The following is a 14,324-nucleotide window of genomic DNA, read 5'->3' on the forward strand; positions in this document are numbered from 1 at the left end:
TGATGCTGAAAAACTTAGCTTAAATGAGAAAGAGCAGCAACTGCAATAGCTACTACTCTTTACAAGCTAGCTCAAGGCTGCTTTAATAAAATAAAGGTAAAGAAAATTTAGTTTTCTTTTGGATACTAACACAGAATCTATGTGGTTAATGTATCACCAAAGAGAAGGATTATTCAATCGGTCGTCCAAGTTGAAACGAAGAAATACCTCAAAGCCACCACGGGATTTGGATACCGGAGTTAAACGGGAAAGATTGAAATCATAGGCAAGACCAACAGAAAATTGATGGTATTGAAAATATCCTTTTGCTACGAAAGCATCCTGATAACGGCTGAATAATCCAAGAGCAGCTGCAACCGGTTTGATTGAACCTGTGAAATGGGAAGCTTCCCGGATATTGTATCGCAGATACGTTCCAAACATCACTTCTGAATACTTTGATTGAAATTGAAGATATACAGCGGGCTGTATCGCCAATGGCGTATTTGGAATATTAAATGAGCTATTGATGAAACCTGAAATACGCATTCCAAGTTTGTCCTGAGGTAATGAGATGAAAGAAGATGACGGTTGATTGGCATGATAAACAGCAAGTCCACAATTCACGTTGTTGTTTATGTTGTTGTTTACCGAATATTTCATCTTTCTGAATGTATAAACGATACCTGCCCCGGCATCCATAAATAGATGATTGTATGAACCGAAACTTTCGCCACTTGCAATACCCGAGTTGATAGCATCCCCATCAAATTGACTTGCCCAATTTCCTCTGTTTGGGTCCAGTGTGCGTTGATTCATTCCACCATAAATCCCAATCCGCAATAGACTGTATCGACCCATTTTGATGTGATATGCCAGATCCAGGTTGAATTGATTCGTAGTGACTTTCATATCACCGGCAACGTCGTTGAAGAAATTGAGACCCAATGCAAGGAAACTGTTATTATCAGCATCTCTGCGTTGCAATCTTACATCAAAAGAAGCCGCTATTGTTTTATAGGGAGAAGCAATACTATTCCATTGATTCCGATAGTTTGCAATAATTTGCATGTGTGAAAATGCCCCGGCTAATGCAGGATTTAGCAACATAGGGGAATACTCGGCTTGAGCAAAATGAGTATCCTGTGCTGAAGCGCTTTTAGCGATAACCTGAATCAGAAGCAATAGGTAAATGGATATCTTCTTCATATTATCTGACTAAAGTTAGATTGCCGGATTTTTTCACTTCTTCTCCATTAACTAGTTTCATGTCTAAACGATAGAAATAAACACCCGAATTTTGCGCTTGTCCTTTGAATGTTCCATCCCATTGAAGATCGGTCGATTGCGTTTCAAAGACCTGTTCGCCCCAACGATTAAAGATCAGAAGCTGGTAAGTTTCAAGACAAGGCAAGGTTCCCAATAAACCAAAGGTATTATTTGCTTCCGGCCCACTATTGTTTGGTGAAAACACGTTCGGTAATGTCAGATTGTGACAATCGACATAGACATTTACTATTACGGTATCACTGCCGGTACATCCATTTGGATTGGATCCTACAACAATGTAATTATTGGACGAGGAAGGGATACAAACAGGATCATCACAATTGTTACAGGATAGATATTGATTTGGAGACCAGTCATAATTTGTCGCTCCGGTAACCGTAAATGGAATTTCTGTTCCAATATTTACGTTCATCACATCCGGCGTTGCTTCTACTATCAATGATCCACTGGTACCAAGAGTTATTGATTCTGTAATCTTACATCCATTTGCATCCGTAATGGTGATTTTATAAGTTCCTGCCGGAATTCCTGAAATGTTTGGTGAACTGTCATCGAGGTCCCGCCAAAAATAATAGTACGGACCAACTCCACCTGATGCTGAAACAGCAATGCTTCCAGCATTGAAACCGGAACAATCCACAGGAACTACTATTGAATTATAAACCAATTGTGCAGGTTCATTGATTTTAAAGGTGTCAGTAGCAAGGCAACCGTGATTATCCGTAATATCAACATAATAAATGCCTTCAAATGCATTGGTCAAATTTTGGGTTGTTGAACCCGAATTCCAATTAAATGAATAAGGTGCAGCTCCACCGGTAATATTCAGGATCACACTTCCGGTATGATCGCCATGACAGCGGACATGATTCAAAGCAGTAAGGTTGATGTTAGGAATATTAGCACTTGACTCTACAAAAATCTGGACGTTTGAAGTTGCTGCTTGAGGGGAACAACTATTATTACTCGAAAGAGTAAGTGTCAATGTTACCAGATTCCCTAAATCTCCGGGACCCGCCGTATAACTTGGTGAGTTGGTTGTTGCATTGATCAGTGTCCCGGTTCCATTATGAGACCAGGAAGGTGTCCCATACTGGGTTGTAATTCCTTGAATTGTTTTTGTAGCACCCGGACAAAGTGTGTCTAAGATTGAAGAGACTTGAATGGAAGGAGGTCCATCAATCATAAAAGTATAGGTAGCAGAACTACTGTTAGGAATACAGGTATTGTTACTTGATACTTCCATTATCAAGATAACAATACTTCCAATTTCAGCTGATGTAGGAAAATATGTTGGTGTTGTTGTAGTCGGATCGGAAATCGTTCCTAAACCACTCCCTGTCCAGTTGATGGTTCCATTTGTTGCAGCTGCACCTGAAACCGTTCCACTTCCGTTAGAACAGATTGTTGCAGAGCCTCCTGCAAGTGCCAATGGAAGCGGATCTATATTCACGGTATATGTTGCTGATGCAGTTTGTGGGGCGCAACTGTTCGTACTTGTTACTGTTAAAGTCAGCGTGATTGGATTCCCAATATCAGAAGCAACGGGTTGGTAAACCGGACCTAAAGTGGTTTGATTTGCTAAAGAACCGCCACCATTGTGCGTCCAGTTAATAGTTCCGTAAGTTGCAGTCGCTCCGGTCACAGGAGCAGTCGAGTTAACACAAACTGTAGTACTTCCACCAGCCAATGCAACAGGTGCGTGTTGAACATTCAAAAGAAACTGGCTACTGGCAACATTCGGATTGCAGGCATTGTTACTTGTAACATTCAAAATTAAAGTGACAGCATTCCCTGCGTCCAATGGACTTGGGGTGTAAGTCGGGGTATTGGTAGTTCCATTGGTGATTGTTCCCGAACCATTGTGTGTCCAGTTAGCGGTTCCGTAATTAAACGAAGCTCCGGTAACAAGGTAAGCATTGCTTTCGCAGATTGTCACATTGGTACCGACTATTGCTGTTGGCAAGTGATTGACATTAACAGTATAAATTGCCGCTACAGATGAAGGCGCACAGGAATTATTGCTCGAAACGGTGATGGTTAATGACACGGCATTCCCTGCGTCCAATATACTGGGTATATAAGTTGGATTTAAACTTGTCAGATTGGTAAGACTGCCATTTCCATTATGTGTCCAGGAAATGATTCCGTTTGAAGCAATTACTCCTGAAACAGTCGCTGTGGAGGAGGAACAAATAGTTGCCGATCCTGAAACGGTTGCAGTTGGTAAACCTTGAACGGTGATAGAAAAATCAGCACTTGCAGTTGCTGGCGCACAAGCATTGTTGCTTGAAACCGTCATTGTCAGAGTTACGATGTTTCCTGCATCACCTGCGCTGGGAGTATAAGTCGGATTAATTGCAGTTGGATTAGCCAATGTTCCGACTCCGTTGTGACTCCAACTGATTGTTCCATAGTTTGCAGTAGCTCCGGAAACCGTCAATGAGCTATTTTGACAAATTGCTGCAGTTCCGCCCGAAACAGCTTGTGGAAGTGGTGTAATATTTATTATATGGAATGATTGAGCTATTCCAGGTGCACAAGTATTATTACTTGTGACAGTAAGTGTAAGAACCACCGTGTTTCCGTTGTCCAAAAGACTTGGTGTATAGGTTGGTGAAGCAGTATTGGCATTCGTTAAGGTTCCATTTCCATTGTGCGTCCAACTGATTGTTCCAAATTGTGCAGTTGCTGTTGTAACTGTAAAACTGGATGTGGAGCAAGTGGAACTGGTTACTCCATCCAATGCGATTGGGTTCCCGTGTACAATAAGATTGTAAACCGCTTGTGCGGTTGCGGGGGCGCATGAGTTATTACTGGTGGTTGTTAATGTTAGAACAACGGTGTTCCCTGCATCTGAAATCGCAGGTGTATAAGTGGGAGTCAGGGTATTGCTATTTGCTAATGACCCGCTTCCATTGTGAGTCCAGGAAATGATTCCGTTCGTTGAGGAAGCACCACTTACGGTTGCTGTATTGTTAACGCAGATAACAGAAGTTCCTCCTGCAGTTGCGGTAGGAGCTTGCTGGACTGATATGATCGATTGAGCTGTATTTGAACATCCAATATCATCCGTAACAGTTAGGGAATAAGTTCCGGAATTACTTGCACTTGCGTTGGTTATAGTAACGTTTGAACTTGTACTGTTAAAAGTGTTCGGACCGGTCCAGTTGAATGTGAGGTTATTTCCACTTCCACCACCTGTCAACTGAATATCTCCACCCTGACAAATGATCCCACTCGCCGCAGTACTTGCATTTACAGTATTCAGGGTGAAATTACCAGGAGTAAAATTGACACAGATCGAGTTATTCGGATCTGTTATCATGTTATTGAACAAGGTCTTTGATGGAGTCCAGATGTTTCCCGAGCCACTGGTATATTGCGCATCAGTTGGGGAGAATGACTCATAAACCACATGGTAATTGAAGTTCCCCGTCACCGGAATGACGAATGTGTTATTCGGATAATAGGTTACCGGACCGGAGAAAATGATTGTAGCCCTTACTGGAACTGCATTATTCACGACAAAAGCACTGGAGATATTCTGATAGCGGTAACTTGTTGTTCCGTTATAGACAATAATTCCCGCAGCTAAATTGGAACTCCCGGAATTGTATACCAAATTTGACATTCCACTGCAAGTACCACCTGATGGAGTAGGATTGAAACCGTTTATTGCATTGAACAAGGTATCGTTCAGGGTAAATGCATAACAATTGGTATTGAAAGCAGGCCAGGAAGGATTTGTGTAAGTATAAGTTTGCCCTCCGGTTAACGCATAAGCAAACGGAGTCGCAGAACTGGTTGTCAGAACTGTTCCTCCGGGAGGTGATGTTGGAACTTGAGCAAAAAGAGAATTACCCAGTAGCAAACAAAAAGAAGAGAATAACCCACTCAATCTAATCATAACATGAAAAAATTAAGTCCGGAGTATGAATGAATGTTATTGGTCGTCGAACGATTTGCAATGATTGATGTGTTGTTATGTGATAACTCACTCGACAGCAGATCAATAACTTGCAACTTGGTATGTTCATTTCCATAAATGTGTCGTCGATTAAAATTAATCGCGTCAAATATACGCATTTATGATAATAAGTTTTTGATAATGCACTAGTTGAATGTTGTAAGTCACGAAGCGTAACCTGCAAATAACACATTGGTTAAAACCATTTAATTTATTACTTATCGTAAACACTTGAAATAGTCAAAAGGTTCCAAACAGTCATTACATTGGTAAAGGGCTTTACAGGCGGTACTTCCGAATTGACTGAGCATTTTTGTGTTTTCCGACTGACATTGAGGGCACTTCACAATCGGTGCATCCCCAAATAAAACCAGCTTGTCCACTTCATTTACAGGAGGCGCAATTCCATAAGCAAGGAGTTTTTCCTTACCCGCTTCGCTCATCCAATCCGTAGTCCATGCCGGAGAAAGTACAGTTTGAATATGAATTGTTTCAAACCCTTTTTCTGTAAGAATTTCACGAATATTTTTTTCAATGTAATTCATTGCAGGGCAGCCGGAATATGTGGGAGTGATGGTTATTTCGACTTCTTTTTCTGAAATCAATTTTACACCACGGACAATACCCAGATCAATAACTGAAAGTACCGGGACTTCCGGATCCGGAACATCTTCCAGATAATTCCATATAGTAGTTTCGTCTACCATTCCATATTTGGATATGCACGCTGCATATACTGCATTTCCGCAATTAAATGCCCGAAATGCTCGGTATGTCTTCCCAATCTCCCGCCATTTAATTTCCACTTGGAGTCAGGCAATTGAAGCGTAGCTTGTTGCAATACCAATTGAATTCTTTCATTAAAAATAGGACGAAGCGTTTCCAGATCAATTGCAATTCCCTGTGCAATCAAATCTTGGTCAACATCATCCATGAAGAACAATTCATCGGAAAATTTCCAAAGCAAGATCAAAGCATCATTTACCCGCTTGTTTGACTCCTCTGTTCCGTCTCCCATGCGAATAATCCATTCGGAAGAGTGTTTCCAGTGGTACTTGGTCTCTTTCAAAGATTTCTCAGCGATGGCTGCAAGCTGGCTATCGGAAGAACGTTGTAACGCTTCGTAAAACGGAAGTCTGAAAGTGTCAAAAATCCATTGACGTACCATTGTAACGGCAAAATCCCCGTTTTTTTGTTCTACCAATTGGGTGTTGAAATACTGGTTTTCAAATCTCAAAAAAGCTAAATCATCAGCGCTTCGACCTTTGTTCTCAACAGTTGCTGCGTATTCCAAAAGATTCGTAGCTTGACCGATCAAATCCAAAGCAATGTTGGATAAGGCAATATCTTCTTCAATGATTGGTCCATGACCGCACCATTCTGCCAATCTCTGACCCAAGATCAAACTATCGTCAGCTATGCGTAATGTATATGTAAATAAGTTGTTTTTCATTTTTTGGAAACTTAAGACAGAAGACTTGAGACGAGAGACAAATAGTTGGTCTAGAGTCTTTTGTCTTAAGTCTGATGTCTAAATATTTTACATGTGTCCTACACCATCAGGAACTTCATAGAAAGTCGGATGACGGTAAATCTTGCTGTCAGCAGGTTCGAATAAAGCATCGGAATCTGCCGGATCTGAAGCGAATACCTGAGAGGATTCAACAACCCAGATTGAAATTCCTTCACTACGTCTTGTATAGACATCACGTGCATTTTCAACAGCCATTTCTGCATCTGCTGCGTGAATACTACCTACATGTTTGTGATTCAAACCTTGTTTACTTCTAATGAAAACTTCCCATAGAGGCCAATCTTTTCCTGCCATTGCTTTATAATATTAAGATGCTTTTCTCATTTTTTTCTTTTCGGCATGTGCCATGGCTGCTTCCCGAACCCACATACCATCTTCTTTCGCTTTCAATCGGGTTGCAATTCGTTCCGCGTTACATGGACCATTTCCACTGACTACTTGTTTGAATTCTTCCCAATCAATCGCTCCAAAATCATAATGACCTTTTTCTTCGTTCCATTTCAAATCGGGATCCGGAATCGTCAATCCGATCAATTGTGCTTGAGGTACGGATGCATCAACAAACATTTGACGCAATTCATCATTCGTATGTCTTTTGATCTTCCAATCAATGGATTGTTGTGTGTGTGTCGATTCTGCATCACTTGGTCCGAACATCATCAATGCAGGCCACCAAAAACGATTCAGAGCATCTTGTGCCATTGCTTTTTGGTCTTCAGATCCTTTCATCAAAGTACACATGATCTCATATCCTTGACGCTGGTGAAACGATTCTTCTTTACAGATACGAACCATTGCACGTGCATAAGGACCGTATGATGTTCTGCATAGCGGAACCTGGTTCATGATAGCTGCTCCGTCAACCAACCAGCCAACTGCGCCCATATCGGCCCAAGTCAGCGTAGGATAATTGAAAATGGAAGAGTACTTTGCTTTACCGGTGTGCATGTCGTCTATACTTTGTTCACGGGAAAAGCCTAAGGTTTCCATCGCGCTGTATAGGTATTGTCCATGCCCAGCTTCATCCTGAACTTTCGCCAATAAAACGGCTTTGCGTCTTAAATTCGGAGCCCGGGTAATCCAATTACCTTCCGGAAGCATTCCTACAATTTCTGAATGTGCATGCTGTGAAATCTGACGGATTAATGTTTTTCGGTAAGCATCTGGCATCCAGTCTTTCGGCTCAATGCGAATGTCTTGCTTTAATTTTTCATTAAACGCAGCTTCTAAATCGGCTAAATTTTGTTCTTTCATATAGCTAGTTATGAGAATCAAAGATAGTGAATTTTGGTCAATTTAACTGCATAAAATAGGAATGTCGAACCTATAAGAGATTCGACATTCCGGGTTGGTATTGGATTTATTTTGATGAAACCATCAAAATCGGGTTTGCTTTACAGTGTACTGATATAATCTTGCAGCTCGCTATAGTTTGAAGAGAAGGTAAAGGTATCTCTCAGAAGGAAATAATTTCCTTTGTCATAACAGTTCGTGTATGCTGCTTTTGCCCAGTCCAAACGATTGCTGTCAAAAGTGAATGTTGCAGCGATTTCCTTGATCTGGTTTGCAGATAAGTTCGTTTTGGATGCATACACTTTTGCATTTTGTAAACGATTGCTGTCAAAGCTTTCAGATTTCAAACTTGCTAAAAACTGATTGAAATAGTTGTTGTTGTTTGCAGTTTGTCCCTGGTTGTAATATCCGTCACCCTGATAGTTTGGATGAGTTCCGCAGTGATTGTTTTGGTAACCACTACCATAGTTTCCATTTCCGTTGTTGCCATAGTTGATTGTTCCGACATTGTCATTCCAACTACCATTATTGTAACTTGCAGTGGGGTTATTTGAAACAATGGTCAACGTTCCGTAATAATCCAGCTCCGCAATCAATTGATACCCTTCAGGAATATTCACGTTGTTTTTGAAAATCACCTGTCCGTTTGCTTTATCAACCACTTTTACTTGGGTTGTTCCGCCATACAGATTGTAAAACTGGTAGGTGTTGTAATTATTTGTTTGCGTTTGACTAGAAGCACTAACAATAAATAGTCCTTTTCTATTCACTCGCAAAAGTAATTCAGAAGCATGTGCGAGTGTACAAGTGAAAAGTACTAGAGCGAATGTGAAGTAAATCTTTTTCATGACTTTGAATTTTATAATTGGAGTACAATAAAATTCGTGCCAAAAAAAAGGTCGGGGCGAAAAATTTTTCGCCCCGACCTTTTTTTTATAAAATGATTTGACTTTTATCTGTTTATCATCACAGGCATCACCAACATTAAAATGTCTTCGTGCTCGTTCTCAGAAGTGTTCGGCATTAATAAACCGGCTCTGCTTGGTTCGCTCATGGCGATTTTAACTTCCGGTGCGTCGATATTGTTCAACATCTCCATCAAGAACCTGCTGTTGAAAGCAATTTCAATATCCGTTCCGTCGTAATTGCAAGTCAAGCGCTCGTTTGCCTCATTTGAAAAATCCAGGTCTTCTGCAGAAATATTCAATTCACTTCCGGCAATTTTCAATTTAACCTGATGTGTTGTCTTGTTTGCAAAAATGGAAACGCGTTTGATCGCTCCTAAGAACTGTAAACGGTCAACGATTAAAATATTTGGATTTTCCTTCGGAATAACAGCTTCATAATTCGGATATTTCCCGTCAATCAGGCGACACATCAAAATGATATCGTTGAAAGTAAAAATGGCATTCGAATCTGTGTATTCCACCAAAACTTCCTCATCACCACGTAAATTTGACTTCAACAAATTCAACGGTTTTTTCGGGAGAATGAATGCAGAACCTCCTGTTGCCTGACCATCCGTTCTTCGGTATCGAACCAATTTATGAGCATCAGTAGCTACAAATGTAATGTCGGAAGGACTGAACTGACAGTACATACCGCTCATCACAGGACGCAAATCATCATTCCCGGCAGCAAAAAGCGTTTTGTTAATTGCACTTGAAATGATTTCGCCTGAAATACGGATGCTTGTACTGTTTTCAATAGCTGGTGTTTTAGGGAACTCTTCGCCATTGAATCCAACCATTTTTGACTTACCATTATCGTACACGATCTCAACTCCAAATGAAGCGGGATCAATTTTGAAAGTACATGGCTGGTCCGGAAGGTTTTTCAATACATCCAAAAGCATTTTGGCTGGAATTGCCACTTTGCCGGAATCCGTTGCCTCAACTTCCATAGTTGTTTGCATGGTTGTCTCCAGGTCAGAAGCAGAAATGATTAGTTGACTGTCTGAAATGTTGAACAAAAAGTTGTCAAGAATCGGCAAAGTATTACTAGTGCTTAAGACACCACTAATGCTTTGAAGATGACGCAGTAAATTCGTACTTGATACGATAAAATTCATACTATTGGTTATTTACGAAAACAAATATACCAATTAAAAAGCCGTTGAATCCTTGAAACCCCAACTCTTTCCCGACAGTTTTCAACGAGATATTAACCTTATTGAGTTGTTGCGTATCTGTTCTGATTGAAATAGATATGCCCCATGAGCAAAGGATTGAAGACGAAATATTGACATTTAACAACCTGACCATCCGGTAGTTCACACCAGAATCTGTTAATATCGTAACTTACTTTGTCTCCAAAATCGTCCACTTCTGCATCTCCGGTAGATTTAATCCGGAACATTCTCAATTTCTTCTTTTCACCTTTGGTTGTGCGAACTTTCAATTCACAGAATGGTCGGGATCTTTTAAGGCTATCGAGCTGTTTTTCATTTAGTTCGTAATTCGGGTTTTCAAAGTTCACACGTTTGAAGTTCAATAAATAACGGTAAACCATGTTTGTGTCCAGGGTTGTCAAATACTTACCTGCATATTTTACCAGGTAATCGTTTTTAATTTTTCGTATTTCGAAGTTTCTGTCTGGTCTCTCTGTGAATTTTACATTCACTTCAGCAATGTCTTGCATTTGGTAAGCGAAAATCCCTGAACATTGCCATTTTCTAGGGTCTGCAAAAAAGCGAGGTTCAATAATTCCTTTCATCCCTTTGATCTCAGCGATGACAGGTAAATCACTTTTTCCGGCTTCAGATGATTCAACGAGCATATATGTTCCGTGGTGATCGGAAGTGGAACCTCCAATGTACCAAGTCTTACTCCAATCATCATTTTGGAAATACTGAACCTTCATTCCGATTGTTGAGATTCGGTTGATCACCGTTTTCACCGAATTTTCAGGTACATAACCTTTAAAGCGCACGTTGTAAAGTGCTTCCAGGATATTGAATACCAAAACGGGTTGTACGCATCCACCTTTATCATCTGTCCATTGGTTTCCTGAACGGATCAAGGTCATTTCCATTCCATTCGGTTCGGTAATGATAATCTTGTTAACGGATGCGGTGTCTTTAATTTCAAAGTTGAAAGCAGCCAACTGTTCGTCAGATTTCCCTTTGTTGCTAACCAAACGAGTGGTGAAAATTCCCAATCCCACCAGAAGTGCGATTCCTAAAATAACGATGATAATTCTTTTCATATGACTAAGAACGTGCGTAACGTCGTTTACGCAAGTAGAATAATAAAATTGCTAATAAAATAATGAAAAAAGAAGGGACAACCACATTGATAAGCATGTACTTTGTTCGTTGATCCTTTACTTTTTCCTTGTCAATCGGGTGAATGTCAATCTGTTTACTTCGGATGTCCAGTACGGAATTATCTCCCATCATGTAATCCACCATGTTTTGGAAAAATTCCTGATTTCCGTAAATCAACGGCTGCATGCGCATCTGAGCCATTACTTCGTCGTAACGCAAGTTGTTGAACGAAATGGGACGATACATCATCTTGCCTGTTTTACTTGGCATGGAGTCGTAATAATTGGCAATGAAAGAGCCATTTGCAACAACGAGTACTTTTCCTTCCGCTGTGCTTCTTGTTATAAATCCGGATTCTTTGTTTTTCGCAAATTCATCTATCAAACGATTTTTGAAGTGGGAATCAAATCGTCCTTCCGACATTCCTGCAATACAGATCTTATTTCTCTCCGAGGTCGGATTGTCAGCCAAAATAGGAACCTTACCGTAATTCATTGGCATGGCGAGGCTGATCAGGGGAGCCATACCCGTTAGACGAGAATTGGTTGAACTCGTCAGGATAGGGGATACCAATCGCGTTTCGCCTGGAATCAATTGGATTTGTGATGCATAGCGAAGCATTACCGGTTCAATGTTCCGTGCAATCGGATGTTTGGTTGGTGTTGCTGCAACATAGAAAAACCAAGGCAACAGACTTTGTTTTGCAAAAGGAGTCTGGATTGGTGCACATCTCACGTCCATGACATAATTGTCATTGGTCTTGATTCCGTAATCGAACAACATTTTATCCAGTCCCAGATCTGTTCTCACCGTACTGGTCATACCTGTTCTGTTCAGTGAATCTTGCGGGAATGTGAGTTTATCAAAGAAACACATCAATCTTCCACCCCGCATAACGAACTGATCCAGTATATACAGATCCTTATCCGAGTATTTCGTTCTAGGTCTGGCAATGATTGCGCCGGTGAATCCGTCCAATGCTCTTAAGGAATCATTTAAGGTAATGTCCTCAACTGAATAATAGGGTTCCAACAAAGAACGGACACGTTGTGTTTCTGCAAAGCGCAATTCTCCATGTCCTGCAAGGAAGGCAATACGTGGTTTCTGTTTTTGAATCGTTCTTCTCAATGCCGAAATGAGCATGTACTCCAGGTTATTGATGGAGTTTTGAATCGTTGTTTCGGAAAATTCCTTGGATAATTGTGCCGGTTGACCTTGAGGGGAACCTGGCAACAGCTGGATATAGTTCTTGGTGAAACCTTCGTATTCGATTTCCGCTCCGGGCCAAAGAGTCATCTGAGTTTGGGAACCATCTTTTTGGTAAACAATTTCCAATGGAATAATCCCTTGTCCTTTACTGTAAAGAATCTGAAACAAGCTGTTTTGTTCCGCTTCCGTTCCTTCCAAAGGGTCAATGAATTGATATTCGATCCGGTCTCCGGCAATTTCTTTGAATTCAGCTAATTTATCTTCAATTGCATTTCTGAATCGTTTGATTTCCGCAGGAAGCTTGCCATCCAGATAGATTTTCAGATACAAGCGGTTTACTTTGTTGTTTTTGGCTCCATCCTCACGCATTTTATCCAGGAATTCAATAGAACCGGTTGAGAGCGAGTAACGCTCATCTTCGGTCATATCGATCCGCGAGTAAATGAAGGTTCCGATAATATTCAGAAATATGACAACACCTACAATGATTCCTAGTAAAATCCAGTTGTAGAACTTCTTTGTTTTGTTATTGCTTTCAGCCATCGGATTAACGTTTCAAAGATTTAACAACTGTAAGGGTTGCAGCCAGAAAAATTGCAATCATCCCGAAAAAATAAATAAGGTCACTGGTATCAATAACTCCTTTTTTGATACTCGCATAATGAGACCAAAGTCCTAGGTATTGAAATACATAATCGAAATCTCCCATGAGGTTGAATGATCCGAGTTGATCGAAACCATCGTAGAATAACCAACAGAGAAACATAGCGATAATGAATGAAACGATTTGATTACTTGTAATTGCGGAGGAAAAAATACCGATTGCAATGAGAGAAGAACCTAATAAGATCAAGCCTAAATAAGAAGTGAATGTTGCTCCTTCATCAATTACTGTTTTGGCAACTCCATTCTCGTCAAATGCATCAACTCCCAGACTGACCATACTATAGTAATAGATGAGGGTCGGGAGAAGTGAAATCAACAATAAGGTTACACCTGCAAAGTATTTTGCCAGGATAATCTGAAGATCGGTAATCGGTCGGGTAAAAAGTAATTCGATGGTCCCGGTTTTTCGCTCTTCCGCGATCATCCGCATGGTAATTGCTGGGATTAGAACGCAAAGTACATATGGTGCAACATTGAAAAAAGGAATCATATCCGCTTCTTCTCCCTCCAATAGATTGGAAGGACCACTGACAAGCCAAAGCATTATTCCAGTAAACACCAAGAAAATGACGATGAAAATGTATCCAATAACTGAGCCCAAAAAACTCCTAATCTCTTTCCAGTAAAGTGCTTTCATATCTAATTAACTTCGGCAAAAATAAGAACAATATTGAGAATCTGTCTAAATTCTATTCACTTCCGTGAATCGTAATCGCGAGCAGTGTTTGAGTAGCTATGAACGTTTAATTTGCCGGATGGTTGGGTGTAAAGGAACCATCTTCAAAATAGGTGTTCACACTCCATGCTTCCGGTTTTCCGCCAAACCAAGGTTTAATGGTGGACCAAACGCTGCCAAACAAATCTGAATCCCGGTAATGGTTTAACGCATTTTCATCTTTCCAGTTACTGTAAGTGAAAATAATTGTCGGATGATGAATGTCCTGCATCAGACGCATTCCATAACAGTTTTCGAATGTGCTTACTCGGGTGTTTATGGTGTCGAAGTATGCAAGAAAATCTTCCACTTTTTCTTCTTGAAATGTCAGTTTAACAATTCGTGTCAGCATGTTTTTAAATTCAAAAGTTAAAAGTTAAAATTGAAAAGGTCACTGAGC

At 40.5% G+C, this 14,324-nt stretch carries 12 protein-coding genes; all 12 read right to left on the minus strand.

Annotation, left to right across the window (positions count from 1 at the left end; translation table 11 throughout):
- Positions 1 to 153 precede the first annotated feature (153 nt).
- Positions 154 to 1,188 (minus strand): PorP/SprF family type IX secretion system membrane protein, encoded by a 1,035-nt coding sequence (locus AAG807_RS14625; protein ID WP_341905435.1) that lies wholly within the window; start codon positions 1,186 to 1,188, stop codon positions 154 to 156.
- Position 1,189: 1 nt separating this feature from the next.
- Positions 1,190 to 5,179, minus strand: coding sequence for a gliding motility-associated C-terminal domain-containing protein (locus AAG807_RS14630; protein WP_341905437.1), 3,990 nt, complete (start codon positions 5,177 to 5,179; stop codon positions 1,190 to 1,192).
- 278 nt (positions 5,180 to 5,457) lie between these two features.
- Positions 5,458 to 5,946 (minus strand): 1,2-phenylacetyl-CoA epoxidase subunit PaaD, encoded by a 489-nt coding sequence (gene paaD, locus AAG807_RS14635; protein ID WP_341905439.1) that lies wholly within the window; start codon positions 5,944 to 5,946, stop codon positions 5,458 to 5,460.
- The gene (gene paaC, locus AAG807_RS14640) at positions 5,940 to 6,692 is read right to left on the minus strand and encodes a 1,2-phenylacetyl-CoA epoxidase subunit PaaC (protein ID WP_341905442.1); all 753 of its coding nucleotides are present in this window, start codon (positions 6,690 to 6,692) and stop codon (positions 5,940 to 5,942) included. The genes paaD and paaC overlap by 7 nt, the downstream gene beginning before the upstream one ends.
- A gap of 87 nt (positions 6,693 to 6,779) precedes the next feature.
- Positions 6,780 to 7,067, minus strand: a complete 288-nt coding sequence (paaB, locus tag AAG807_RS14645) for a 1,2-phenylacetyl-CoA epoxidase subunit PaaB (RefSeq protein WP_341905445.1) — start codon at positions 7,065 to 7,067, stop codon at positions 6,780 to 6,782.
- 12 nt (positions 7,068 to 7,079) lie between these two features.
- On the minus strand, positions 7,080 to 8,027 hold the full coding sequence (gene paaA, locus AAG807_RS14650) for a 1,2-phenylacetyl-CoA epoxidase subunit PaaA (protein ID WP_341905447.1): 948 nt from the start codon (positions 8,025 to 8,027) through the stop codon (positions 7,080 to 7,082).
- A gap of 140 nt (positions 8,028 to 8,167) precedes the next feature.
- The gene (locus AAG807_RS14655; protein ID WP_341905449.1) at positions 8,168 to 8,914 is read right to left on the minus strand and encodes a DUF4476 domain-containing protein; all 747 of its coding nucleotides are present in this window, start codon (positions 8,912 to 8,914) and stop codon (positions 8,168 to 8,170) included.
- Positions 8,915 to 9,018: 104 nt separating this feature from the next.
- Positions 9,019 to 10,137 carry a DNA polymerase III subunit beta gene (gene dnaN, locus AAG807_RS14660; protein WP_341905451.1) on the minus strand — a complete coding sequence of 373 codons (1,119 nt, stop codon included), beginning with the start codon at positions 10,135 to 10,137 and terminating at the stop codon, positions 9,019 to 9,021.
- Positions 10,138 to 10,235: 98 nt separating this feature from the next.
- Positions 10,236 to 11,273, minus strand: coding sequence for a hypothetical protein (locus tag AAG807_RS14665; protein ID WP_341905454.1), 1,038 nt, complete (start codon positions 11,271 to 11,273; stop codon positions 10,236 to 10,238).
- 4 nt (positions 11,274 to 11,277) lie between these two features.
- A complete protein-coding gene (locus tag AAG807_RS14670; protein WP_341905456.1) occupies positions 11,278 to 13,086 on the minus strand; it encodes a Gldg family protein in 1,809 nt (602 codons plus the stop codon).
- Positions 13,087 to 13,090: 4 nt separating this feature from the next.
- Positions 13,091 to 13,846 carry an ABC transporter permease gene (locus AAG807_RS14675; RefSeq protein ID WP_341905459.1) on the minus strand — a complete coding sequence of 252 codons (756 nt, stop codon included), beginning with the start codon at positions 13,844 to 13,846 and terminating at the stop codon, positions 13,091 to 13,093.
- 106 nt (positions 13,847 to 13,952) lie between these two features.
- Positions 13,953 to 14,276, minus strand: coding sequence for an antibiotic biosynthesis monooxygenase family protein (locus AAG807_RS14680; protein WP_341905462.1), 324 nt, complete (start codon positions 14,274 to 14,276; stop codon positions 13,953 to 13,955).
- Positions 14,277 to 14,324: the final 48 nt, after the last annotated feature.

This window comes from Fluviicola taffensis DSM 16823 (genome assembly GCF_943372375.1).
GTDB classification, from domain to species: domain Bacteria; phylum Bacteroidota; class Bacteroidia; order Flavobacteriales_D; family Crocinitomicaceae; genus Fluviicola; species Fluviicola taffensis_A.

Excerpts from the sequence above, each read along its gene's own strand:
- AAG807_RS14625 (WP_341905435.1), bottom strand. The coding sequence starts at position 1,188 with ATGAAGAAGATATCCATTTACCTATTGCTTCTGATTCAGGTTATCGCT.
- AAG807_RS14630 (WP_341905437.1), bottom strand. The coding sequence starts at position 5,179 with ATGATTAGATTGAGTGGGTTATTCTCTTCTTTTTGTTTGCTACTGGGT.
- paaD (WP_341905439.1), bottom strand. The coding sequence starts at position 5,946 with ATGGTAGACGAAACTACTATATGGAATTATCTGGAAGATGTTCCGGAT.
- paaC (WP_341905442.1), bottom strand. The coding sequence starts at position 6,692 with ATGAAAAACAACTTATTTACATATACATTACGCATAGCTGACGATAGT.
- paaB (WP_341905445.1), bottom strand. The coding sequence starts at position 7,067 with ATGGCAGGAAAAGATTGGCCTCTATGGGAAGTTTTCATTAGAAGTAAA.
- paaA (WP_341905447.1), bottom strand. The coding sequence starts at position 8,027 with ATGAAAGAACAAAATTTAGCCGATTTAGAAGCTGCGTTTAATGAAAAA.
- AAG807_RS14655 (WP_341905449.1), bottom strand. The coding sequence starts at position 8,914 with ATGAAAAAGATTTACTTCACATTCGCTCTAGTACTTTTCACTTGTACA.
- dnaN (WP_341905451.1), bottom strand. The coding sequence starts at position 10,137 with ATGAATTTTATCGTATCAAGTACGAATTTACTGCGTCATCTTCAAAGC.
- AAG807_RS14665 (WP_341905454.1), bottom strand. The coding sequence starts at position 11,273 with ATGAAAAGAATTATCATCGTTATTTTAGGAATCGCACTTCTGGTGGGA.
- AAG807_RS14670 (WP_341905456.1), bottom strand. The coding sequence starts at position 13,086 with ATGGCTGAAAGCAATAACAAAACAAAGAAGTTCTACAACTGGATTTTA.
- AAG807_RS14675 (WP_341905459.1), bottom strand. The coding sequence starts at position 13,846 with ATGAAAGCACTTTACTGGAAAGAGATTAGGAGTTTTTTGGGCTCAGTT.
- AAG807_RS14680 (WP_341905462.1), bottom strand. The coding sequence starts at position 14,276 with ATGCTGACACGAATTGTTAAACTGACATTTCAAGAAGAAAAAGTGGAA.